The 25,123-nt window shown below is 39.6% G+C and carries 24 protein-coding genes and 1 pseudogene; 18 read left to right on the top strand and 7 right to left on the bottom strand.

Translation table 11 applies throughout. The features are described from left to right. From I7X29_RS06005 to I7X29_RS05975, 7 genes and pseudogenes are all read right to left on the bottom strand, one after another. Positions 1-191 (bottom strand): annotated as a pseudogene (locus I7X29_RS06005) (restriction endonuclease subunit S); the annotation flags it as partial. Next, positions 188-1,687 carry a type I restriction-modification system subunit M gene (locus I7X29_RS06000; protein WP_198473341.1) on the bottom strand — a complete coding sequence of 500 codons (1,500 nt, stop codon included), beginning with the start codon at positions 1,685-1,687 and terminating at the stop codon, positions 188-190. The gene I7X29_RS06000 and the pseudogene I7X29_RS06005, both read right to left, overlap by 4 nt. 3 nt (positions 1,688-1,690) lie before the next feature. Then, positions 1,691-4,078, bottom strand: coding sequence for an EcoAI/FtnUII family type I restriction enzme subunit R (gene hsdR, locus I7X29_RS05995; protein WP_198473339.1), 2,388 nt, complete (start codon positions 4,076-4,078; stop codon positions 1,691-1,693). Positions 4,079-4,197: 119 nt separating this feature from the next. Then, a complete protein-coding gene (locus I7X29_RS05990) occupies positions 4,198-5,841 on the bottom strand; it encodes a C45 family peptidase (protein WP_198473337.1) in 1,644 nt (547 codons plus the stop codon). 75 nt (positions 5,842-5,916) lie between these two features. Next, positions 5,917-6,906: an aspartate-semialdehyde dehydrogenase gene (locus tag I7X29_RS05985; RefSeq protein WP_198473335.1), complete on the bottom strand. Its 990-nt coding sequence runs from the start codon at positions 6,904-6,906 to the stop codon at positions 5,917-5,919. 62 nt (positions 6,907-6,968) lie between these two features. Then, positions 6,969-7,406, bottom strand: coding sequence for an HAD family hydrolase (locus tag I7X29_RS05980; RefSeq protein ID WP_198473333.1), 438 nt, complete (start codon positions 7,404-7,406; stop codon positions 6,969-6,971). A 15-nt stretch (positions 7,407-7,421) separates the two neighbouring features. Further along, the gene (locus tag I7X29_RS05975; protein ID WP_198473332.1) at positions 7,422-8,558 is read right to left on the bottom strand and encodes a trans-sulfuration enzyme family protein; all 1,137 of its coding nucleotides are present in this window, start codon (positions 8,556-8,558) and stop codon (positions 7,422-7,424) included. Between the two features lie 137 nt (positions 8,559-8,695). On the opposite strand from I7X29_RS05975, the gene I7X29_RS05970 reads away from it, so the two are divergent. The 18 genes from I7X29_RS05970 to I7X29_RS05885 all read left to right on the top strand — a co-directional run bounded on the left by I7X29_RS05970 (position 8,696) and on the right by I7X29_RS05885 (position 25,120). Next, positions 8,696-9,664: a hypothetical protein gene (locus I7X29_RS05970; protein ID WP_198473329.1), complete on the top strand. Its 969-nt coding sequence runs from the start codon at positions 8,696-8,698 to the stop codon at positions 9,662-9,664. A gap of 16 nt (positions 9,665-9,680) precedes the next feature. Next, entirely contained in the window at positions 9,681-12,041 is a 2,361-nt protein-coding gene (locus tag I7X29_RS05965; protein ID WP_198473328.1) for a hypothetical protein, read from the top strand. Positions 12,042-12,130: 89 nt separating this feature from the next. Then, the gene (locus tag I7X29_RS05960) at positions 12,131-12,634 is read left to right on the top strand and encodes a Panacea domain-containing protein (RefSeq protein WP_002677808.1); all 504 of its coding nucleotides are present in this window, start codon (positions 12,131-12,133) and stop codon (positions 12,632-12,634) included. 2 nt (positions 12,635-12,636) lie between these two features. Beyond that, positions 12,637-13,083: a hypothetical protein gene (locus I7X29_RS05955; RefSeq protein WP_198473326.1), complete on the top strand. Its 447-nt coding sequence runs from the start codon at positions 12,637-12,639 to the stop codon at positions 13,081-13,083. 33 nt (positions 13,084-13,116) lie between these two features. Then, on the top strand, positions 13,117-13,344 hold the full coding sequence (locus tag I7X29_RS05950) for a hypothetical protein (protein ID WP_002677837.1): 228 nt from the start codon (positions 13,117-13,119) through the stop codon (positions 13,342-13,344). Further along, a complete protein-coding gene (locus I7X29_RS05945; RefSeq protein WP_198473324.1) occupies positions 13,331-13,606 on the top strand; it encodes a type II toxin-antitoxin system RelE family toxin in 276 nt (91 codons plus the stop codon). The genes I7X29_RS05950 and I7X29_RS05945 overlap by 14 nt, the downstream gene beginning before the upstream one ends. Next, on the top strand, positions 13,607-15,934 hold the full coding sequence (locus I7X29_RS05940) for a tetratricopeptide repeat protein (RefSeq protein WP_198473322.1): 2,328 nt from the start codon (positions 13,607-13,609) through the stop codon (positions 15,932-15,934). A 6-nt stretch (positions 15,935-15,940) separates the two neighbouring features. Next, positions 15,941-16,453, top strand: a complete 513-nt coding sequence (locus tag I7X29_RS05935; RefSeq protein WP_198473320.1) for a CvpA family protein — start codon at positions 15,941-15,943, stop codon at positions 16,451-16,453. Positions 16,454-16,561: 108 nt separating this feature from the next. Beyond that, positions 16,562-17,359: a hypothetical protein gene (locus I7X29_RS05930; protein WP_198473317.1), complete on the top strand. Its 798-nt coding sequence runs from the start codon at positions 16,562-16,564 to the stop codon at positions 17,357-17,359. Beyond that, positions 17,360-18,298 (top strand): ribosome small subunit-dependent GTPase A, encoded by a 939-nt coding sequence (gene rsgA, locus I7X29_RS05925; protein ID WP_198473315.1) that lies wholly within the window; start codon positions 17,360-17,362, stop codon positions 18,296-18,298. Between the two features lie 3 nt (positions 18,299-18,301). Further along, the gene (locus I7X29_RS05920; RefSeq protein WP_198473313.1) at positions 18,302-18,922 is read left to right on the top strand and encodes a hypothetical protein; all 621 of its coding nucleotides are present in this window, start codon (positions 18,302-18,304) and stop codon (positions 18,920-18,922) included. Positions 18,923-19,155: 233 nt separating this feature from the next. After that, positions 19,156-19,365, top strand: a complete 210-nt coding sequence (locus I7X29_RS05915; protein ID WP_009414426.1) for a hypothetical protein — start codon at positions 19,156-19,158, stop codon at positions 19,363-19,365. After that, positions 19,353-19,637, top strand: a complete 285-nt coding sequence (locus I7X29_RS05910) for a virulence protein (RefSeq protein WP_198473311.1) — start codon at positions 19,353-19,355, stop codon at positions 19,635-19,637. The genes I7X29_RS05915 and I7X29_RS05910 overlap by 13 nt, the downstream gene beginning before the upstream one ends. Before the next feature lie 58 nt (positions 19,638-19,695). After that, positions 19,696-20,175: an S-ribosylhomocysteine lyase gene (locus I7X29_RS05905; RefSeq protein ID WP_088592845.1), complete on the top strand. Its 480-nt coding sequence runs from the start codon at positions 19,696-19,698 to the stop codon at positions 20,173-20,175. A 3-nt stretch (positions 20,176-20,178) separates the two neighbouring features. Next, on the top strand, positions 20,179-20,412 hold the full coding sequence (locus tag I7X29_RS05900; protein WP_088592846.1) for an XRE family transcriptional regulator: 234 nt from the start codon (positions 20,179-20,181) through the stop codon (positions 20,410-20,412). 159 nt (positions 20,413-20,571) lie between these two features. Continuing rightward, positions 20,572-22,341, top strand: a complete 1,770-nt coding sequence (locus I7X29_RS05895; protein ID WP_198473309.1) for an aminopeptidase P family protein — start codon at positions 20,572-20,574, stop codon at positions 22,339-22,341. Between the two features lie 374 nt (positions 22,342-22,715). Continuing rightward, on the top strand, positions 22,716-24,290 hold the full coding sequence (locus tag I7X29_RS05890) for a hypothetical protein (RefSeq protein ID WP_198473307.1): 1,575 nt from the start codon (positions 22,716-22,718) through the stop codon (positions 24,288-24,290). Then, positions 24,278-25,120, top strand: a complete 843-nt coding sequence (locus I7X29_RS05885; protein ID WP_198473305.1) for a hypothetical protein — start codon at positions 24,278-24,280, stop codon at positions 25,118-25,120. The genes I7X29_RS05890 and I7X29_RS05885 overlap by 13 nt, the downstream gene beginning before the upstream one ends. Positions 25,121-25,123 lie beyond the last annotated feature (3 nt).

Genomic DNA, 25,123 nt, shown 5'->3' with positions numbered 1-25,123 from the left:
TTATCCTCTCCTTTAAAAATAACAGAAGGGTTCTTTTCCTTCTTGATTTTCTTTTCTTCCACAAGCCGAGCTTTCTCTTCCCGAATGCGTTCAAGAAGTACAGAGGCAGGCTCATCATTAGGGTCTTGTGGCACAAGTTTGCCCTGTATAGCTTGCTGAAGTATAGATTTGCGTAATTGGTCTGCTGTCATCTTTCTATTCCTAAAATCTGTTGTATTTCCGAAAGAGTTTTGTCTATTTCGTGCTCAAGGGCAGCACGTCTTTTGTAGTAGTTGTCCAAAAGCTCTGCAGGGGGTAGTATTTCCTCCTCATCTTTGGGGAATTTACATTGGTCGAGGTTGCAATCCATCGCTAAGAGCTCTTGCGCGGTAAATACTCTCGACTTCTCATCTTTCCCATCTTCGCTAACAATTTCTACACGATTGTGCCACCAGTCTTTAATAGGCTGACAATGTACAGCTTGCATAGGTTTGGTTTTTGAAAAATGCTTATATCCTTCGGGCATATCCAAGCGGTAAAACCACGTTTTATGGGTGCAAAAACCTTCTTCAGCTCCTTCTGCTTGCACATTGTCAAAAAACAAGATATTAGTAGCAATACTTGTGTAAGGAGAAAATACACTACCTGGCAAGCGGATGATAGTGTGTAAGTTGAACTTTCTCAAAAGTTTTTCTTTAATAGCCAATTTAGCATTGTCAGCACCAAAGAGAAACCCATCAGGAAGAATCACCGCAGCACGTCCATTTTGTTTTAAGCGATACGTTATCAGTACCATAAATAAATCAGCTGTTTCGCTGGAAGAAAGGTCTGACGGAAAATGCTGTTTGATATCATTCTTTTCACTACCCCCATAAGGCGGATTCATTAGCACCACATCAAACTTGTCGTCATCGGTATAGTTAAGTACATCTTTTGTAAGTGAATTGTCGTGCACTACTGTAGGGGCATCAATATTATGTAGTAACAAATTGGTTACACAAAGCATATAGGGGAATTGCTTTTTCTCTATTCCATAGATAGATTGTGCCCAAGCTTCTATAGCTTCTGCTGTGGTAGCTTTTTTATCAAGAGTTTTTAGCCAACTTGTGATGAAACCTCCTGTGCCACAGGCAAAATCAGCCATCTTTTCTCCTATTTGGGGCTCTATAATTTCTGCCATAAAATCCGTAAGTGCCCTTGGGGTATAAAACTCACCCGCTGAACCTGCCGACTGCATTTCCTTCAAGATTGCTTCATAAATTTCTCCAAAAGCGTGGCTCTCTTCATAATCGGAAAAATTCAGCTGGTCTATTACATTCACCACTTGGCGAAGTAATACTCCATCTTTCATATATTGGTTAGCATCTTGGAATGTCGTAAATACAATGCTACTGCGTATAGGGGTATCAGGGGTAACTTCCAAACTTTTTAGGGTAGGGAAGAGAGTATTGTTTACAAAATCCAACAAGGCATCAGCGGTTAGGGCATTGCCATCACCCTTGTCTGTTGCCCACGAACGCCAACGACATTCTTCAGGAATAAATGATTGATAACTACGATCCATAGTTTTCCAATCTTTCTCTTTTGCATCGTATATTTTAAGAAAAAGCATCCACGCAATTTGCTCAATGCGTTGGGCATCGCCATTGATACCTGCATCGTTGCGCATAATATTCCGAATACTTTTTACAAAGTTGTTAAGTGCCATATATTAAGCTATGTTATATATCAATTCTTCTAATTCTTTTACTGCTGAATAGTACTGTTCTGCTCCTCCAAAGAATTCGGCTATATGGGCGGGAGCTCCCATTTGTCGGAAAGGATCAAGTTTCAAAACTGTGGTGTTTTCTAATTGTGTGATTCCATCAGTAGCATATTTTTCAAGCAGAGCCTCCAATACTTTTCGGGCTTCAGCACCATACTTGTTAAAAACATCTCGTTTCTTTACATTTTCAGCGCGTTCTCTACGTGTAAGAGGCTTTTTGCCGTAAGCTATATGGCAGATAAAATCAAAATCATCTACTTCAGCCATTCCTTGGTCTTCTTTTAGGGCTTGCAAATCAATACCGCTTTCGCGTAGCAAATCAGTTATCTCAGCTTTTTTTTCTGCTTTATTCCAATGCAGGATAAAGTCATCAAGGTTTGTATAATTGTCGTTGATATTCTTCTTAGTATAGTCGGTAACACTCTCAGTTCGCAAAAGTTTGCCATTCGTATCATACACCGATACTACTTTGTTAATCATTATCACAGAGCAACCATTTTTATCTACAATAGGTTTAGGCGATTTATTTGCAACCTTACATTCACAAGGATAATGCCCACAAATAGGACACGGACATACACAAGGGAATTGCCCACATACAGGGCAGGGCTCAGCAGGAGGAATCACCGTGTCATCAGGTGGATAATTAGGGTCTATCTCTGGTTCACCATCCCAATCGGGGTCAGGGAATAGGCGGGTAACATTCCGAAAATCCATTATAGTAAAGTGTGTTTTTCCCTCTTTTTCACGAATACGAGTGCCACGCCCTACAATCTGCTTAAATTCGGTCATAGAGCTAATACGCTGGTCAAGCACTATCAGCTTCACCATTTTACAGTCCACTCCCGTAGATAAAAGCTTACTGGTAGTGGCAATAACAGGATATTTTTCAGCTACCGAAATAAAATAATCTAGCTTCGATTGTCCATAAGGGTCGCTTCCCGTAATACGCACCACATAATCAGGATTTTTTTGGCACATATCCGAATTCGCATTTACAAGGGCTATGCGCATTCTCTCAGCGTGGTCTTCATCAGCACAAAAAACGATTGTTTTTGCCATTCGGTCAGTATGCTTCAGGTAATGAGTAATTTGTTCAGCTACTTCCCTAATGCGGTCTTCTATAATAATCTTATAGTCGTAGTCCGAATTGTTATAAATGCGGTCTTCTATTTCATTGCCATAAACATCTACTTGCCCCACAGTAGGCCGCCACTCATCACTAATGTTAGTGGTAATATTTACAACTCTAAAAGGAGCCAAAAATCCGTCTTCAATACCCTGCTTTAAGCTATAGGTATAAATAGGCTTGCCAAAATAATTGATGCTGGATTGGTATTTAGTTTCTTTAGGAGTAGCGGTCATCCCTAATTGTATTGCGCTATCAAAATATTCTAAAATTTCACGCCAGTTGCTATCGTCTTTGGCACTTCCACGGTGGCACTCATCTACAATTACCAAATCAAAGAAATCAGGTCTGAACAGCTCTTTGTACTGCTGTTTTCCTCCTTGTCCTATAAGTTGTTGGTAAAGTGAAAAATAAACCTCATATGCTGTGATGCCGCTGTTTAAATCTTTCTGATAATCAACCTTGTGTATCGTTTTCTGAAGAGGTTTAAAATCCTGCTGAATAGATTGGTCTACTAATACATTGCGGTCTGCTAAATACAATACTTTCTTTACCAATCCTGCTTTCAATAGTCGGTAAACAATTTGGAAAGCCGTATAAGTTTTTCCAGTACCAGTAGCCATTACTAATAAAAGTCGTTTTTTGCCTTGAGCGACGGCATTTACCGTATTATTAACCGCATTGCGCTGGTAGTATCGAGGAGGGAAGATGTCCTGACCTACACAAAACGGTTGATTGATAACCTTAAGTTCTTTTTCCGATAATCCTTCTCCATTATGATTTTCACCCGTAAAACGTTTGTAAAGCTCCTCTTTAGTAGGGAATTCATCCATCGCGAGAGTTCTTTCTTTTCCTGTAAGGAAATCATATTCTTGAAAACCTTGTCCGTTAGAACTATAAGCAAAAGGAATATTCATCATCATAGCATATTCTTTTGCTTGTTGCATTCCGTAGCTTATAGAGTGAGTAGCATCTTTAGCTTCTACAATAGCAATAGGGGTAGCCTTATTATAGTAAAGCATATAATCGGCATATTTTGCTTTACTACGAGAGAAAAGATTACCTCGAAGGTTAATCTTACCATCGGTAAATTTAACCATTTTTTCCATAGAAATATTATCATAACCCCATCCTTTATCCATTATGCTGGGAGTTATGAATTTGAGTTTTATATCTTCTTCCGACATATTTAGAAAATCATTCATAGGCTTCCTATAATTTTGTATTATGAGAAGTTATACAGTAAACATTTATACTCTTATTCTAAAAACTTCTTTTTATTATCGGTGCAAAAATACATATAATTCCCAAATTTCCAAATCTGCTAATTTGCTAACTTCTCTATTTTCTCTCGTTCTTCGGTATAGGGTATTTCGCATTGTAGGGCTTTTTGAAAGAGTTGATGAGCTGTAGAGGTGTCGCCTTGGACTTGGTAGGCTTTCCCTAAGAGGTAATAGCCTTTCCAATAATGAGGATTAAGAGCAGTGATGTGTTTTACTTTGTCTATAATTATAGGGGTATGCTCGCGCAAATGGGTTTCTATTTGCTGTTCTAACCCTCGATAGGCCTCGTAATCTTTGAAGGCTTGAGTGTAGAGAAAGGGGTCGGCAGGGATATTCAAAGAGGGGTTTTGACGGTAAGGCGTGTGAGAGGGATAGCTGCTACCTGAAAATATCTGTTTCAAATCGTAGGCTACAAAAGTACCCAACTGATAAGGGGCTGTCGATACCCATACCAAGCGTTCTTGTGGTTTGAAAATAACCGCGTGATGCGCCAAGAGTTGGTTAAGGGCTTTCTCATTGCCATAGCCTATAGAATCGCCGTGTAGCCCCTCGGTACTACGCAAAAGAGTAGCCATTTTTGAGGGCGTTAGCTTAGGTTCTTCTGTTAGAAACTCCTGCATTTTGGCATAGCGATAGGCTGAGTGCGAAGTGTTTATTTGTTTGAGATTCTTTTTGTCGGTTTTATAAGGTTCACTTTGGAAATGGTTGGCACAAACCACAGCATTAGGAGCTTCGTATACACCAAACTTTTTGGGAGAGACTTCGATAATCACCGCTTTGCCATCGGTAGCACTGCCTACCATTATAGCCTCGGACACAAATACTTTGTGCTTTTTGGCAATAGCAATAGCCTCGTCTATATTTTTAGCATATTGCAAAATCTCACGACAGAGGAGTGAAATAGGGGTACGAGCTTTAAGAGGAATAGACGATTTTCCAGCATTGATAGTAACTGTAAGTCCTTCGAGATTCATACCCGAAAGTACTCCTATCATTCCGCCCCAAGCGTAACTCATAAAGGGAATGCCTTCACTGGGGCGCACAAAGCGGACAATCTTTTCGGTAGCAAAATCATCGGAGAGGTAAAAATCGAAATTGCGACCAATGAGCAGCTGACCGTCTTCAGTTTTATCACCCCAAACTGCTAATGATGAACAACCTACAAGCATCAAATCTTGCAAAGCGTGCCCCAAATCGTGAGCTGAATGCAAGTAGAGCGTACGCTGATAAGCAGGGGCTAAGTAGTTGAAAATCGTATCGGAGTATTGGGCTTGCCCCCACAATTCTTGTTTGAAGGGCGGAATTATACAATTGTTGATATCGCGGTTGAACCATTTGATGAACTTGCGCAAGAAACGCTGTTTGCGTTCAGAAGGTACAAAGTGGTTCAGCTTGGTGAAGAGCAAACTGTCTTGACGGTGGTACAAAGGCTGGGTAAGAGCCCCTGAATTGAGCCCTAATTGATAGGGATTTCCCGAAAGGTAGAGTTCCCACAAGCCTTGTTGGTTTTTAGCAATATAGTTATCACCAAAATACCGCAGCGAGTCATTCACTGCAGTAATCTGTGGTTTCTGGTATGGATAGGCTACCTCAGGCGGAGTGATTTTCTTATAGAAAATACCGCAGGAAGTAAAAGTAAAAAGTAAGAGGTAAGAGATAAGAGATAAGAGTTTGAGATGTTTCATTTTTCACTAAAAAATAGCCAATGAGTCAATAATAGTATTGATTCATTGGCTAATTTATTGATAGTTATTAGGATACTATAACAATTTATTTTTAATCAAATATTCGGCGATTTGTATAGTATTTGTGGCAGCACCTTTGCGGAGGTTATCGGCAACGACCCAAAGATTGAGCGTATTAGGTTGTGACTCATCGCGACGGATACGCCCTACAAACACATCGTCTTTGCCGTGAGCATACAAAGGCATAGGGTAAGTATTAGTTTCGGTATTATCTTGCACTTTGATACCTGCTGATTGCGCTAAGAGAGTGCGTACTTCATTTATATCAAAATCGGTTTTGAGTTCTACATTCACTGCTTCGCTGTGACCACCTACTACTGGTATGCGTACAGCTGTGGCAGTAACGGCAATACTATCGTCGCGCAATATCTTTTTGGTTTCACGCACGAGTTTCATTTCTTCTTTAGTATAGCCATTCTCCTCAAACACATCGCAGTGCGGAATAGCATTGCGGTGAATTTGGTAGTGATAAGCCATTTCACCTTTTTCGCCTTTGTACTCGTTCTCTAACTGACGTACCGCTTTCACCCCTGTACCCGTAATCGACTGGTAGGTAGAGACTACCACGCGCTTGATGCCGTATTTGCGTTGCAAAGGAGCCAATGCTATGAGCATTTGGATAGTAGAACAATTGGGATTAGCGATAATTTTGTCGTCTTTGGTAAGAACATCGGCATTGATTTCAGGAATTACTAATTTTTTGGTAGGATCCATACGCCAAGCCGAAGAGTTATCTACCACAGTAGTGCCTACTTGAGCAAACTTAGGCGCCCATTCTTTAGAAACTGAAGCTCCTGCTGAAAAGAGGGCTACATCGGGTTTGAGTGACACGGCTTGTTGCAAGCCAATCACAGTGTATTCAGTACCTTTAAAGACGATTTTTTTGCCTACAGATTTTTCTGAGGCTACAGGAATTAATTCGGTTACAGGAAAATTGTGTTCTGCAAGTACTTCTAACATTACGTTACCTACCATTCCGGTAACGCCTACTACAGCTACTCTCATATATTTTAGTATTTAGTTTTTTTATTAGTATTCTACGGATTTTGTGTGTTTCAGAGAAAAACTCAAAGTAATTTCAATATTTTTTCTATCCAAAAAATATCATTAGGAGAAATAATAATCACTTCAAAACCATATTGTTCTGCTTCACTTTGCACGCCTTGAGCATCATCTATATGAAGGTCAAAACCAAAAGCTTTAGGATACTTAGAAGCATTAATTTTCAAAGATTGTAAAGTGTGGTCATTTTCTTTTTGGGTGATAATTTTCCCTATTTTGATGCCATAATATCGAAACATTCGTCTTATATAGGGTTTACTTCTCAACGAAGTAGTGTAGATATGCACCTCATTACCTTGAGATTGCAGTGTTTTGATAAGAGTTTTCGTCCCTTTGCGGATAAGCTCTATTCCCAATAACTTCGCCCACCACGATCTTTTTTCAGTAGGAAATTCATTATTGTAAGGAATAAGTGTCCCATCTAAATCAAAACTTATCTGCATTGCTATTGCCAATCCCTATTTCTCCAATGCTTGTTTGAAATCTTCAATCAAATCCTCAGCATCCTCAATCCCCACAGCTACGCGGATAAGGGTGCGCGTAACACCACGCGCCACTTTTTCTTCTTCTGGAAACTCAGTGTGAGTGAGGGTACTGGGGTGAGTTACCAAGGTTTCTACACCGCCTAAACTCACTGCAAAAAGAGCTACTTTCAAGCTCTCGAAAAAGGCTTTGGCTTTGGCTTCACTCTTTACCGTGAACGAAAATACCGACCCGCCTCCCGAAGCCTGACTTTCGTGCACTGCCTTGCCTTTGTTATGCACCTCAGTAGGGTAATACACTTTCTCTACTTCGGGGTGAGAGCGCAAGAAATCAAGAAGTTTAAGGGTATTTGCTTGGGCTTTTTCAACTCTTAGTTTGAGGGTTTTCATACTGCGAAGTAGCAACCAACTATCGAAAGGTGAGAGAATTGCCCCTATAGCTACTTGGGCAAAACTTATTTTCTCGGCAAGATCATCGCGATTCACCACCACAGCCCCTGCGATAATATCGTTGTGCCCCCCGAGAAACTTGGTTGCACTGTGTAGAACGACATCTACCCCTAACTCTAAAGGGCGTTGTAATACGGGCGACATAAAAGTATTATCAACCATTGAAAGCAGGTTGTGGCGTTTAGCGATAGCTACCACGCCGCGTATATCGGTAACTTCTAAAAGGGGATTGGAAGGAGTTTCTATAAAAATAGCTTTGGTATTAGGACGCACAGCGGCTTCTATCTGTTGTAAATCGGTAGTATCTACAAAGGTTGCCTCGAAGCCAAACTTGCGGAATATATCGTTGATAATGCGGTAAGTACCTCCGTAAATATCCAAACTAAGCACAAAGTGATCGCCTGCCTCGAACATTGTAAACACCGAAGAAGTCGCTGCCATCCCTGAAGAAAATCCAAATCCGTGTTTGCCATTTTCTAAAAGGGCAATCATCGTTTCGAAATCTTTGCGGGTGGGGTTAGACACGCGAGAGTACTCAAATTCTTGCCACTCGCTATAGGTTTTAATGGGAAAAGTAGTCGCCATATTTAGGGTACTTCCCCAGTTTTCAATGCCTTTTTCAGGGGTTCTCACTCCGTGAATCGCTTTAGTTTCAAACTTCATATTTTCTGTTATTTACAAAAACAGCGACAAAAGTAAGAATATTTTATCAATTACCAAATTTTTATCATTAGAGGCAAAGAAAAAAATATCAATCACTTATTGCTTAACATCAATTATTTTACTACCTTTGTGCCCTGATGAAAAAAATATTTCTATTTACATTCGTTCTCTGCCTTATAGCTTGCAACAAAAAGCAAGCAATTCCTGAGGCTATGTACTTTTGGAAAACGAACCTTTCGTTTACCGAAAGCGATAAAGCGTTCTTAAAAGAACACGCTGTAAAAAAAATCTATGTGCGCTATTGTGACGTAGGGCTTAGAGATGAACAAGCCGTGCCCATTGCGCCCATAGAAATTGATACCCTTAGCACACGTGGATTGGCAATTGTTCCTGTAATCTATATCAAAAATGAGGTGTTTGATGATATAGCAACAGCACAATATGCACCGCAACGTTTTTGGAGAACAGAAACGCTCAGCGAAAATGTGGCTAAGTATATTGAGCAAATCAACAACTATTATCATCTCACTGTAAATGAGGTGCAGTTTGATTGCGATTGGACGCTCAACACTAAGGAGTATTACTTCAACTTTCTCAAGCTTTTCAAAGAAAAAAATCCTGATTTACAACTCTCGGCGACCATACGCTTGCATCAAGTAAAATACAAAGATGACACGGGCGTACCCCCCGTAGATTACGGGGTGCTGATGTACTACAATATGGATAAAATCACCGCCACGGGAGCTAATTCTATCTACAATCGCGCAACTGCCAAACGCTATATCGGTTCACTAAAAAGTTACCCTTTACAGCTGAATATCGCCCTACCGATGTTCTCTTGGGGGGTACATTCAGTACGCGGTGAGGTGGTGAATTTGGTTAGCGGACTTACTTCTGCTGAAATCAAAACTCTTAAAGGCGTAGTCGCTACCGACATCCCTAATGTTTATGAAGTGAAAACACAAACCTACTACAAAGGACGCCTTTGGCAAGCTGGCGACCGCATCAAAATAGAGGAAGTAACCGATGCTGAGCGCCAAGAAATGCAGGAAGATTTGCTAAAAAATATGAAAACCCAACCCAAAGAAGTGATTTGGTTTAGGTAAAAAACAACCCACAAAAATGACACAAAAACGAATTATCAAATTAGCTTTTTGCCTCCTTACTTCGATAGCAGGAATAGGAGCATATTTGTATGCTTGCGGATGGTTTCCGCCTGATTGGTATGTCACTAACTCGGCGTTCTCACCTGAGGTTACTGTACCTAAAGGAGTATACAACAGTCTGTTTTACAGTGTGGAACACAGCTTCAATGGTTATGTAGGAATAGATTCCGACCGTTATACTGAAGATGATTTAGCCGACTGGTGTGCTTATGTAGGCAAGGCGATGCCTCGTGAGCAAATTCGCCATTTAATGTATGACGGAGAAGCGATTGACGAAGTTTTACAACTAAAACATTCTAAAAAATTCACCGATAAACGGGTGCAGAACTTCCTTACTTTTTTAGAAATTACTCGTGGCAATGAGGTGGTTACAGGCGGTAGCTATTACGACCCTTGGGATTACACAAACAGAAACTACCAACGATTGCAAAATACTGAACCTCAGCGTGTAGAAGCGCTCTACCGCAGCTTAACCTCCGATGCTTTTTTTGCTAATCGTATATGGTTTCAAGCCGTGCGTTTGAAGTTTTATTCAGAAAACAGAAGTTCTGTAATTCCTTTCTTTGAAGAAACAGCAGCTTCCCAACCTAAAAACTCGCTCTACTACCGCGCTATGCACTATGTAGCAGGAGCTTATATAGCCGAAAAACACTACCCTCAAGCCAATATACTCTTAGCCGAAATATTTGATACCACTCCCGAATTAAGAGCAACCGTAGGGTATGATTATCGTCCGTTACCCGATAGAGAAATTGCACAAATCGCCCAAAAACTCTCTCCTGGTGTACAATGTGCCTTATGGGCAATGCAAGGTTTCTACACGAACAACGAGGCTAATTATTTGCTAAAAATCCTCACTATCGACCGCCAATCACCTCACGTTGACTTCCTGCTCACCCGCTTTATAAACAAAATGGAGTACAAACTCAATGTATTCGACCGATATGGCGATGATTTGAAATCTATCAAAGCCTATCATCAGTACGCTCGCAAAGTGAGCACCCAAGTTTTCTCTACCGATTGGCTATTGCTTTTAGCCCGTGAAGGCGACCGGCTTTCCAATCCCTACTTGTGGAAAGTAGCAGGGGGATATGTAGCAATGTTTAGAGGTGAATTTTCTTTGGCACGTCAGTTTTTGCAAGAAGCCGAAAAATACGTTGAGGGTAACGAACAAAAAAGTCAGTTGTACCTCTTACAAGCGATGAACGAAGTATCGAGTTTGCAACACATTGATGCTGCTACCGAAAAACAGCTAACTCTACCTATGCAACGCGTGTGGAACAACCTCTATTTCTACCGCGACGACGATTTTTGTTACGATGGTTCTTTAGTGTATGACAAGTACAAAGCCGAATACCTCAATTACCGCAAATTTACTAACGATTTGCGCTATGATTATGCCTTTACCTTTATGCGTAAATACCTCCGAGTGCTCTATCAGGCACAAGGCAATGCCCTAATGGCTGAACTCACTCACCCCAAACGCGGTTTTTTCATCAGTGAAGCTAACTATAAGGCTTTTGACGAGCTAACTCACAACCCTCACAAAACCGACTGGCAGGCACTTTGGATCAACTATTACCCTTATACCAAAGGCGATATATACGAGTGTCGTGGAATTTATCTATTCCGCCAAGACCGCATAGACGAGGCGCTGGCATTGTTTGAGAAAATACCTTGGGAAACTCGCGGTGCAGAATATGATTGGGGAAAAGACAAATTAGTGAATAAAAAGCGCTGCTTGAGTGAGCAAACCTTAGCCGTCAGTCCGTTTAAAGGAGGAGTGTATGATATGTATTACTACGATTATATCACCCCTCCTCGTGTGGAATACACTAAGATTTCCTTCTTGCGCAAAGCCAAGCAACTAAAAGACCGTATAGCGCAAGGTAAAGATGTATATCACAGCGCCATACAATTAGGCAATGCTTTTTGTAACACCTCGTTTTACGGCGTTTCTCGTCAGTTCTACCACAACGAGATTATAGGCGAATGGAGTGCTTTAGGACTTGAAAACAAAGAGAACTACGCCCCTCTTTTGGATATGACCGCTGCTAAAAAGTATTTTCGAATTGCTCTTACAATGGCAACCACTGATGAACAGCGCGCTGAAGCTGCCTTTTTGCTTGGAAAAGCCGAACGCAACGAGTACTTCGCTCAGTTGAATTATTACGACATCCCTGAGAAGAAACGAAAATGGGTAGATCAATGGGAAGGTTTCCATATACTCGCCAAATACCCTAACACTCAGTATTATAAAGAAGCCATTAAGGAATGCGGTTGGTTTGCAGATGTTGTATACTTGTATAATGATTAAATGATTAGAAATAAGCACTATGCTTGTAAGCCGTATTTGGCTGTATGAAGAAAAAGTATTACTTTTGCGATATAAAATAAAGAATTGTTATGTTTGATATAGATAAAAGTAAGGCTATCAATAGTATGTTGTTTGTCCTTAATCAATTAGGGGCAGAGAAATCAGATGCTCATAAGGTCTTTAAAATCTTATATTTTGCTGACCAAAAGCACTTGGTAAACTATGGTCGTCCCATCACAGGTGATACTTATGTGAAAATGCAGTATGGACCTGTGCCATCTTTTCTTAGAAATGTATCAGAAGGCAATGAAAAAGAAGGTCTTATCAATAAAACAAACAAACATTTCCTAACTACTTCTTATCAATATGATGAAGAAGACTTATCAGAATCTGAAATAGAGTGCCTAAACGAAGCTATTGCTGAAAATAAAGATATCTCTTTTAAAAAACTTACTGAAAAATCTCACGATAGTGCTTGGCAAAATGCACAGTGGCGTATTGATTATTTAGCAATGGCAAAAGCAGTTACTAACAATCCTGATATACTGAATTACATCAAGATAAATGCTTTGAATGAACAAATGTGTTTTTAGTTATGGATTTAGGCAGTTTCTTCCCTCAAGAAATAAAAGATAATTTCGCCAAACGAAATATAGAACTTGGTAAAACACTGCTCATTGAAATACCCGACTTCAATATTTCATATAAGAAATACCTGATTATCGTAGCTACTAATGAATTGTATATCGCAGGAGTTGTTATTAATACTGAAGTGAATTTAAATGTCGCTTGGAGTGAAAAAGTGAAAAATCTCCACTTACTCATCAAACAACAAGACCTTTCTTTTTTAAAATACGATAGTTTTGTAGATTGTTCTAAACTGCACAAACGGCTTATCGCTGAAATATGCAATGCTATAAAAGAAAACCCAAGTATGGTAGTAGGAAATGTTACTGATAGTTTTTTAAGAGAATTACAAATCACTATCACAAACGCTAAAACTATCTCTATCAAAGATAAAAAAGATTTTGGATTTTTATAAAAACTTTTAAAACCTATATTAAATCGTTAAAATATGTATACCATCAATTTACAAACCCCACAGTTTTTAACCGATTCTAACGGGAATTCTTTAGCTCTAATCCCTGCTGACGAATATCGCGAATTATTAGCTTTAGTCGAAATGTATGAAGAATTAGAAGACATACGTTCCGTACGTGAAGCTAAAGGAGAAGAAACAGAACCTATTGATGTTTTCTTTGAAAGAGTAGAAAAATACAGAAAAGAAAATGGAATCAGTTAAAAAAGAATACACAGTAATCATTATTAAGAAAGTCGATAAATTTCTTAATTCATTATCTGAACCTCATTATTCTGCCATTAAAAAAGCTGTTTATGCTCTTGCTGATGAGCCACGCCCCTTTGGTTATACCAAATTAACAGGTGAAGATTCTTATAGAATAAGAGTAGGTGATTATAGAATTATTTACAATATTTTTGATGATATTGTAACAATAGAAGTAATCAATATCAATCACAGAAGAGAAGTGTATAAAAGAAAATAAATGAAAAAACACCTAAAACTTATCATTAGCCTTAGTGCCGCTACAATAGTAGGCATTGGCACTTACCTCTACGCTTGTGCCGATGGAGGTTGGTACTACCTCTACAACTCAGTATTCTCCCCAGAAGTTACTGTAAATAAAACTTCTTATACCCCTCTCTACTTAGAAGGGGAAAACCTTTTCTACGGCGATTACGACACTGATTCTCAAGGAAATCTCTCTTCGTCCGACCTCGATGACTGGAAGCAATACCTCGGTAAAGATTTTTGGGCAGAAGGTATTCAATATTTTATGTACAACAACGATGCTCTTGCCGATATTCGCAAATACAACGATGCAACCGACAAGAGTAGTGTACGACTTTCTCATCATACCCCAAAAACCCAAAGCGCACGCCTTACCAACTTCTTTGCTCTTTTAAATATCGCTCGTAACAACGAATCTATCACTACCCCAAGCGCTTGGGATTACGAAAAACGCAACGTACAATATACCCAAAACAGCCAAATAGAAAAAGCTGAAAAACTATACCAAAAAGCAGTTGCTAATAAAGATACTTTCTTCGCCAACCGTATGTGGCTACAAGTGATGCGCCTCAAATTCTACTCCGCTAACCGTAGCGCTGTAATTGCTTATTTTGAGCAAACCAAAGCTGCCCAGCCGAAAAACAGTGTCTATTACCGCGCTTTGCACTATGTAGCAGGGGCTTATAAATCACAGAAAAACTACGCCAAAGCTAATGCGCTCTTAGCAACGCTCTTCAACGAAGTACCTAAACTGCGAAAAACCGTTACTTTTGAGTACCGAGCCCTCACCGATAGTGAGACCGAAAAAATAGCCGCTTCCCTTTCCAAAGCTGAACAATGTGCTCTTTGGGCAATGCAAGGTTACTACAGCAAAGAAGAGGTAGCCATCCAAAAAATACTGCACATCGACCCTAAATCACCCCACATCGATTTTCTCCTCACTCGCTATATCAACCGCATAGAGGGTGTGGTAAATAAGTTTGGTGATCTCTATCAAAACCAGCCTCTCACAAACACTAATGCTTATCACCAATACACTCACAAGGTGGCAACCCAAGATTTCAAAACCGATTGGCTACTGCAAACCGCTCGTGAAGGAAAAGTGAGCAATCCATATTTATGGAATGTAGCGGCGGGGTATGTTTCGATGTTCCGCAATGAGGCTACCACTGCCAAAGAGTTTCTCAAAAAAGCTGATGCCGTTGCCAAAAACGAAAAACAAAAAGTACAAGTGCGCATCATCGATGTGATGAATGATGTTACTGCGCTACAACAAATCACTGCTGCCGACGAAGAACGCCTCACTAAAAAAGTAGAGTGGATGTGGCAATCTGCGCTTCTTAAAGAAAGTGAATACAAATCGGCTTTGCGCTCTCGTTATGCTTTTGATTTGGTGCGCAACTACCTTTCGGCGCTCTACAATGCGCAAAAGAACTTGGTAATGAGTGAAATCACTCGACCCAAAGATGGTTTTTATGAAAACAACAACCATTCGATAGCAGTCGAAAAATTCTTGCTAAAAACGAACAAAACTCCTTGGGAAGCCTTTTGGGCGAAAGAATATACATTTACTTTAGGCGAAATCTACGAAAGTCGTGCTATCTATGCTTTCTACAAAGATGACCTCGATAAGGCAATCGCCGAAATGAAAAAAATACCTCTTGAAAGCCAACAAGTATATGATGAACAAGCTGAAAAAATGGTGTCCAAACAGCTAAAACTGAGTGAAAGCTCACTACCTGCCAATCCGTTTAACGGTTTTATCCAAGACTGTCACGATTGTGAACACGCCAAAAAGCGCACCCCTTACACCAAAATATCTTTCTTGCAAAAAGTGAAAGAAATGGAGGAAAAACTTGCAAAAGGTGAAGATATGTACAACAACGCACTCCTATTGGGCAATGCGTTCTACAGCGCTTCTTATTTTGGCAACAGCCGCGCGTTCTACTACAACGATATTTTGGGTGAAACAGGTGGCTTTTTTGTAAATGCTCAGAATATGACTATGTTACTCAATATGACCCACGCCAAAAAATACTACCAAATCGCTCAGCAACACGCTTCTACCGATGAACAACGCGCTAAAATAGCCTATATGCTCGCCAAAGTAGAACGCAACGAGTTTTACAACAAACAGTACTATTCCGAAGGTAAAATATACGGTGTGAGTCCTTGGGAGAACGAAATCGCTTTTAAAGATTGGCAAGGTTTTAAAGAACTCCGCAAATATCCTCATACCCAATACTATAAGGACGTGATTCGCGAATGCGGATACTTCAGAAAGGTAATAGGTAACAAGTAACAGATAATGAATAAGATAGATATTATACTGCTGATTATTTTAGGCTTTGGATTAGTACGCGGTTTTATGCGCGGACTTATCATTGAGATGGCATCACTTTTGGCTATTGTAGTAGGCATTTATGGAGCGATACACTTTTCGTTCTTTACTGCCTCACTCTTAGACAAGATACTCCCCGCCGAAAAACAAACTTTAGAGGTCGTTGCCTTTGGGATAACCCTCATCGTATTGGTATTAGGCGTAATGCTTTTGGCAAAAATACTTACCAAAATGATCAAAGCTGCCGAACTCGGTTTTCTTAATCGATTAGGAGGTGCATTGTTTGGTTTGCTAAAATCTATTGTGATTGTAGGCTCTATATTTGTATTTTTAGAGCGTACTTTTCAAACCGATAAATGGCTTTCAACTTCAGCCCTTAGCGAATCTGTGCTCTACAAGCCTGTAAAGAGCGTCAGCCAAGTGGTATACGCCAATGTATTCCCTGATAAAGAAACAGGAGAAGTGAAAAGTGAAGAGTAAAAAGTCGCTACACTTTGCCAAAGTTTTAATTGCTCGTCGTGCTACGACCTTTGGCAAAGTTGAAAAACAGCCTCTTGAAAATTACAACATACTAATATATAAAACATTATGAAAAAAATCCTTTTATTATCTCTTGCTGTCCTCGCTATTACAGCTTGCGAGCGCAAAACTGCTGCCGATGTCTATAAAGGCGTTCAGGCAACCCGCCCCGCTATCGATAAAAACGGGAATCCTATTGAAGGCTTAGCGGTTGATTCGTTGCAATTTGAAACCGAAGTGCGCAGTGTACTCCCTACCCAGCACCCTCAGTACCGACTTACACCCGTTTTCAAAGTAAATTACAGATACGGCGATCGCTCTGTAGGCGAATCTCAAAAACTCAGCAATTATAGCTACAGCGATAGTTATTACGCACGCCACAACAATGGCAACAACTGGAATGGCAATATCGTGGCAGGTTTTGAAACTATTTATGGCGACGAAATGGTGAACGTTTCCCTTTTTGATGTAGAAAAACAAGAGCAGAAACTGTTCTTTGAAAAACCCGTACTTATAGAAAATGTTTACTATCCTTCGGCTACTCGTGATACTTTGCAAAACAAAAATGTGAACCGCAACTTCTATATGATTTCTTGCTACGACGAGGATACCGATAAAGATGGCTACTACACCCGCATCGATTTACGTCGGTTCTACCTCTATCAGTTAGACGGCACTCGGGTGAAAGCCCTCATTCCTAAAGAATACGGCGTCATAGGCTCCGATTACGACGGGGTGAACGATGCGCTCTACGTTTATGCGCGTTTAGACAGCAACAAAAATGGCACTATCGACCCTAAAGAGCCTAAACACATCTTCTTAATCGATTTGAAAAAGCCTGAAACTACGGCGTTGTTATACAAGTAAATGGAAGGATTGGTATACAAGTCTACGGGCAGTTGGTATATGGTAAAGGACTTGGCGACAGGTCATTTTCACGACTGCCGCATCAAAGGAAAATTCCGCCTAAAAGGCATCAAGAACACGAACCCCATAGCGGTGGGCGATCGGGTAGTGTTTGAATTGGAAGAAGAAGACAGAGGGGTCATTACCGAAATACACCCTCGCGACAACTATATCATCCGCAAATCGGTGAATCTCTCCAAACAAACTCACATTATTGCATCGAATATCGACCTCGCTTTTTTGGTGGTAACCCTCAACAATCCACCTACTTCCACTACCTTTATCGACCGTTTTTTGGTTACTGCCGAAGCCTATAGTATCAAAACTGTACTGCTTTTCAACAAAGTAGATACTTATAATGAAGATGAACTCACCGAAGTGAAATACCTCGCCTCAGTATACCGAAAAGCAGGTTATGAGTGCATTGGCATCTCGGCTGCTACGGGCAAGAATATCGACAAGGTAAAAGCGGCTATGGAAGGCAAAACTTGCGTAGTATCAGGACATTCCGGAGCAGGCAAATCTACCCTTATCAACGCTATCGACCCTCATTTGCACCTCAAGACTGCCGAAATCTCTCAGCTTCATCAGCAAGGACAACACACTACTACTTTTGCCGAAATGTTCGACCTCCCTTTTGGGGCGCGCATCATCGATACCCCTGGGATCAAAGGCTTTGGAATGGTTGAAATAGACAATAACTCACTCACCGACTATTTTCCGGAGTTTTTTGCCCTCAAACACCATTGCAAATTCAACAACTGTCTCCACACCGATGAACCCCAATGCGCTATAAAAGAAGCCTTAGAACGCGATGAAATCGCTTGGTCGCGCTACAAAAGCTATCTGCAAATCCTTTCTGGAGATGATAATGTATATAGAGAAGAAAACAATCAGTAGGATATGAGAAATAATTTCGATCTCATTAGTGAACTTATCGACAACCGCCTTGCTGCTATAAGCAATAAAGCGGATAGAGAACAATTGTTTTTCTTCGTCTTTTTATTACAACGCAAAAAAGATATTGAGGAACTTCATAAAAGTACTCATATCGTGAAAATGTATCAAATAAAAGACCGCAAATCGTTATTGGCTAAAAGAGACGAGATTGTAAAACTCTGTGAGGTTTTCCAATGTAGAGCAATGATCAATCTCAATCCTAAGAGTTATAAAAATGTAGCTTTTGATATGCTCAAACGCCTCCCCGATTTGCTACAGCAAGAACACTATCCACGTGTAGAAAAACTGTTTGCCTCTTGTGTAAGTGCTTCGGGTATAGGCAGTAAAAAACTCAAAAAGTACTGGATTATCGATATAGACAGCGACACTCATCAGGTTGATATATCTCAAATAGAAGCACAAATCAAGATAGCGACTCCCGCAGAAGAAAATAAAATTGTAGCTCATATTCCTTCTAAAACAGGTATGCACCTCATCACTACCCCTTTTGATGTAACTCAAGTAACGCTACCTGCTTTCGTAGAACTCAAAAAAGATTGCCTTACTAATTTGTTTATTTATTAAGCAAAATTCTTTAAACATTTGCTTTTTAGCAACAGAATCAATACCTTTGCGGTGTAATTTATTAGGGGTCAGGTTTTAGGTGTTAGGCATCAGGTATCAGGCGTTAGCGTTTTATCTGAAACTCTCTGAGTTTCTCCGAAAATTCAGAAGCTCTCAATAAACTAAATATCAATTAACAAAAAATCAAGAAGTAAAAGGTATTATTTCTTACCTCTTATCTCTTAACTAAACAAATGGAAAGCAAATTTAACATAGGACAACGTGTGTGGGTTTCTCCTCAACTCACAGGAAAACCCGATTGGGTAGAAGCAACCGTTACCGAAATAGAACAAAATCCTTTTATAGGAATTGTCATTGAAGTAAAAACGGACAATGGTGAATTATTCTTTGAAAAAGAAGATATGTTTAAACCCGTAGAAGAGGAAGAATTATGCACGCTATAGCTTTTGACTTAATAGTTTCTGAACTAAAGAAACATTATAAAGATCCATATCACAACGCTTATGCTGAAGTTAGAAAAGTACTTAAGCAAAATGATTTTTATTGGATACAAGGAAGTACGTATGCTACAGAAGTCGATTTGCGAACCCTTTTTCATGCTATACAAAGCCTAAAAAATATCAAATGGTTTTGCCTCTCAGTGAGAGATATTCGCGCTTTTAAAATAGAAGACTACTCCGATTTCACTCAAGAATTTCAACTAAATATCAATTAACAAAAAATCAAGAAGTAAAAGGTATCATTTCTTACCTCTTACCTCTTAACTAAATAAAATGGAAAGAATAGCAAGTTTTTGTATCGACCACCTCAAACTCGAGCGTGGCATTTATGTATCGCGTAAAGACTATGTAGGCAAGGAAGTGCTTACCTCTTTTGATATCCGTATGAAGCTCCCCTACCGTGAGCCCGTACTCGGCAGTCCCGAAATACACACCATCGAGCACCTTGCTGCTACTTGGTTGCGCAACAACCCCGAGTGGAAAGACAAGATTATCTATTGGGGGCCTATGGGCTGTATGACCGGTAATTACCTTATTCTCGCTGGTGACTATACTTCTAAAGATATCGCTCCCTTGATTACCGAACTCTTTGAGTATATCGCTAATTTTGAAGGCGATATTCCTGGGGCATCGGCTTTAGAATGCGGCAATTTCTACAACAATAACCTCCTAATGGCGAAGTATGAAGCTAAGAAATACTTAGAGGAAACCTTGTATCACCTCACCGATAAAAATCTGAATTATCCCAAGTAAAATATGAATACAATGATTTTACAAGAACCCACTTTTCTAACTGATAGACAAGGCAATACACTCTCGGCAGTTGTTCCTATTGAACAATACAACGAGCTTTTGAGAATTGCTGAATTATATGAAGAGTTAGAAGACTTACAACTCTATTACGAATCTAAAGCCGACCCAACTCCTGCTGAGCCTGCTGATATAGTATTTAAAAGAATAGAAGCTCGCCGTAAAATCATACTTTGTTAAAATATTTGAAATAATCCATTAAATCCGGTAGCGATAGCTACTAATCCGTGCACATCACAACTGACAATAGAAAATTATCCGTGTCAAAATTTGTGTGATTCGTGTAATCAGTGCGAGAAATTAAGGCAGCAAAGCTGCAAAAACATAAAACTATAAACAATGAATACACCCGAAAAATTATTTCTCTTGCGCTCTAAAATGCAAGAAAACCACATCGACGCTTTTGTGGTATTCAGCGCCGACCCTCACCTTAGTGAATACCTCCCCAAAGAATGGCTCGAACGCGCTTGGCTCTCTGGATTTACAGGCTCTGCGGGTTTTGTAGTGGTTACCAAAGATAAAGCCGGCTTGTGGACGGACTCTCGTTACTTTGTACAATCGGCGATTGAGCTCAAAGGCTCTGGCATCGACCTCTTCAAAGACGGTGTAGAAGGCACTCCCGATTATGCCGATTGGCTCGTATCAGTACTTCCTGCTGGGGCTACTGTAGCACTCAACGCCTTAGCAACCTCTCACATCGCTTGGGAAAAACTACAAGCTACTTTAGCTGCTCACAACATCAAATTGGTACATAAACCGCTCATCGACCTTATTTGGACAAATCGCGAAAAAGACCTTCTTCATCACATTTTCGTACACCCCGATAAATGGGCAGGACAAACCGTAGCCGAGAAACTCACCGCTATTCGCAAAGCAATGGCTACCCATCGCACTACCTTACACCTTATCACTGCCTTAGACGATGTAGCTTGGACACTCAACCTCCGCGGTAGCGATGTGGCTTACAACCCTGTATTCCTCGGTTATATTGCCCTCACCGATAAAGATGCCACCCTTTTTGTAGATAAAGCTAAACTCACCCCTGAGGTAGAAGCTCATTTGGCAGCAGCCAAAGTAAACGTACGTGCTTATGACGAGTTCTACAACTATTTGGCTACCGTAAAAGGACAAAATATACTCCTCTCCCCTAATACCAATCAAGCGATATTTGAAGCCCTCCAAAAGGACAACAAACTCGTGCAAGCTCCCGCTCCTGGCAACCTAATGAAAGCCGTGAAAAACCCTACCGAGCTCGAAGGATTCCGCACCGTAATGGTACGCGATGGGGTGGCAATGGTGAAGTTCCTCTATTGGCTCACCCACCAAGTAGGCAAAGAACCAATGACCGAATACAGCATCGGCAAGAAGCTACGCGACTTCCGCGCCGAAGGCAAGAACTTTGTAGGTGAAAGTTTTGGCAGTATCATTGGTTACCAAGGTAATGGTGCTATTGTACACTATTCGGCTCCTGAACACGGCAGTAAAGAGGTACATCCCGAAGGTAGCGTTTTGGTAGACTCTGGCGGACAGTATCTTGAAGGCACTACCGATATCACTCGTACCATTCCATTAGGCAAAGTAAGTCAGCAGTTTATAGACGATAGTACCCTCGTACTCAAAGGAATGATACAACTCGCAATGGTACAGTTTCCTAAAGGCACTCGTGGCGTACAGCTCGACGCCTATGCGCGTATGGCACTCTGGAAAAACCACAAGGACTACGGTCACGGCACAGGTCACGGTGTAGGTAGCTTTATGAACGTACACGAAGGCCCTCAAAATATCCGCAAAGACCTCAACCCACAAGTGCTATTAGCAGGTATGGTATGCTCCGACGAACCTGGGGTATATCTCGAAAACCAATACGGTATTCGTCACGAGAACCTCATTACGGTGCGTGAAGTAGCGAGCAATGAGTTTGGTACTTTCTACGATTTCGAAACCCTCACGCTTTGTCCGTTTATGCCTTCAGGTATTAATGTAGCTCTCCTCACCGATGTAGAACGCCAATGGCTCAACGCCTACCACAAAACCTGTGAAGAAAAACTCGCTCCTCTATTAGAAGGTGATGTAAAAGAATGGTTCTTGAGTTTGGTAAAACCGCTATAATGGCATAGTTGTTTTTTAATCATAATGAAAACTGCCCCAAGAAAGTATAAAACTTTTCAGGGCAGTTTTTTATTATCGTCTTTGTATAGCTACACTTTGCTAAAGTCCTTAGAATTTAACAAAATCTATTATTACGTTAAAAACAGTTAATTTCTTTATTCCTTTTTCATTGAAATATCCATAATTTAAAAGATTGAAAAATAACAAATTTACAACTCTTTTGTTAAAAAGATAATAAGTCGCTATTTTTTTAACATTCAAATTACCAAAAAAGCATTTTTTTGTTAGGGCATAAAAATGTTAAAATTCTTCTCTTATTTGCTTTATAAAAAACCACTATCTACCTTTGTTGCAGAATTTCAATCTTATTTACAATGAGAAATGCAAGTTTAAAACTATTAGTACTGACATTAGTAGGATTATTTCTTACTAATTGCCAGCGCGACGATGCTCCAGAAGTATTACCGCAAGAAGAACCAGTTCCTGCCGTAGACCCTCAAGCGGTGGTGAGCTTAGATGAAGCCAAAAGCCTTTTTGAGGCTTCGGAAAACCAGAAACGCACGACCAACAGTGTGAGCCGTAGGAAGTACCCGTTTATTGAGTTAGAAACAGATTGGCAGTATTTTGAGCAAATGAAAGACTTAGAAGAAATGCCTTATGCCAAAGTACCCGTGAGGATCTCTAGAACAGAACTCAATGGAGAAGTACTCTTCCTTAAAAAAGATGGAAAGACTGAGCAATATCTTTTTCTTCCTCAGATAGATAGTATTAGGGCAGATCGTCGCATTATAAATGCTGAATTTTATTTGCTTGATACTAAAGGTGTCTTTCTTTCGGCTTACCGAATGACGGATGGAGTTATTACTCATAAAATAGTACCCAAACGCAAAGGAAGCTATAGAATTATAGATAATAACGAAGCCTCTGTAACCGCTAAAAGTGGAAAGCCTATATGTGTAAGTTGTCGTTTTATTATTACACCTCCTCCGACTTTTTCCCCAGGTAAAGGACCAAATGAACGAGAAGACGATGGTGATGGTGGTGGAGGCGGAAGTGATAATTACTTTGTGTTAGAGCCTGTTACTGTTTATGGCAAATTTACTAAAAAAAGTAGAAATAATTCTGACTTTCCTCATTATACGTATTATGATTATTCACCATATAATTATGGGGACTTTTATGATGATAGAGATAGCGATGATACGAGAAAGTTAAGAGAAAAAAGGAGCGCAGGTGGCGGAGGTAGCAGTAGCAATATAGGAGCAGGTATGGCAAAAGAGGAAGAGAAAAAAGAAGAGAAAAAGCAAGACAAAAGAGAAGATACTATAAAAGATTCTCTTACCAACCGGTGTGCAAAAGCCCTTTTAGCTCAAGCTCCTAACTTAAATAACGATATTGCTAAGATTCTTAGAGAGACTTTTGGAACAAATAACAAATTTAATCTTACTATTCTTGAAGATAACAAGTTAAGAGGAAGTTCTACAGACGCATATTACCACCTAATTTCTATGTCTAAAGAAAAAGGAGAGGTTGAAATATATTTCAATCCAGATATCCTTAACTCTGCTACAAATGAATACATATTAGTAACTATGTATCACGAAGCTATACACGCTTTTCTAAGCTATGAAAAAAAACAGTTAGGAGATAAATTTAATGAAAAATATCCTTCTGTATATTATTACAGAGCTATTGGTATTCATAATGGTGTTGCTTATGATAGATTTCAATTTTTGAGAGATCAAAAAGGAGGCCATTTTCAGTTTGAACCTTTTATTGATAAGTTAGTTGACGCTATCCGTTCTTATAATCACAATATACCTTTAGATACAGCGAAAGCAATGGCTAAAACAGGCATTGTTCGTGAAATGTTTGATTGGGAAATTAGGCTTAATCAAAATGAAAGAGAAGGAAACAATAATAAAAAAGGAACAAAATGTACACCTTAATAAGATGGATTATTTCTCTACTTCTCCCTACTTTAACTTGGGGACAAATAGAATATAAATATATAATAGTTGATAGCCTAACCCAAAAGTTTAATTTCAACAAATACACTATCAACTCAATACCTTACGGCTATCATCAAGGAATTGACATATACAATGTATGGATTAATCCTGATGAGTTTTTACTGTTATCGGTCTTTCCAGAAACAGAAAGTGGCAATAAATGGGAAAAAATAAGTTTGGAAGCTTTTCATTCAAAAGCCCTTAGTACTCAACAATTGCTTAGAGAAGTTGATAATCCTAAGAATAATTATAAACTTTTTTACCCCTATTATATGATAAAGAAGGAAGGGAACTCCTTTTATAGAAGTAAGACCTATTGTTCTATAGAAAAATTTAGAGTTGTTAATTTCCCTTCTATTTTTCATATTTCAGGAGCAAATATAATAAACTTAGGACAGCAGTTTACTTCATATAACGAACTCAAAACAGCTTATCTAAAACTATTCCCTGATAGGGATTTCCCTTTAGAAGCCACTGATATGCGCTATGCTATTCCTAGAGAATTAGAGAGTATTTATCTTTCGCATATTGAGGAGAAAAAAGGTAATAAAATATACTTTTTTTGGAGTTTTACTGATAACGCAGGAGTTTCTCGTTTTGCTTTTATAAAAAATAAAGGCATTGTAGGAGGTTCTTATGATGATTATTTTATTCCTCGTGATAAATATATAGGAAAACAACCTCTCAACATACTTAGTAAAAAAGAAATTATGTGGGCAGAAGAACTGAAAAAAGAATGGGCTGAGAAGGAAAAGTCTAAAAAATAAGGC

This window comes from Capnocytophaga periodontitidis (assembly GCF_016126015.1).
Classification (GTDB): domain Bacteria; phylum Bacteroidota; class Bacteroidia; order Flavobacteriales; family Flavobacteriaceae; genus Capnocytophaga; species Capnocytophaga periodontitidis.
The sequence above is the reverse complement of the archived record's forward strand: the minus strand, read 5'-3'. Positions and strand labels throughout refer to the sequence as shown.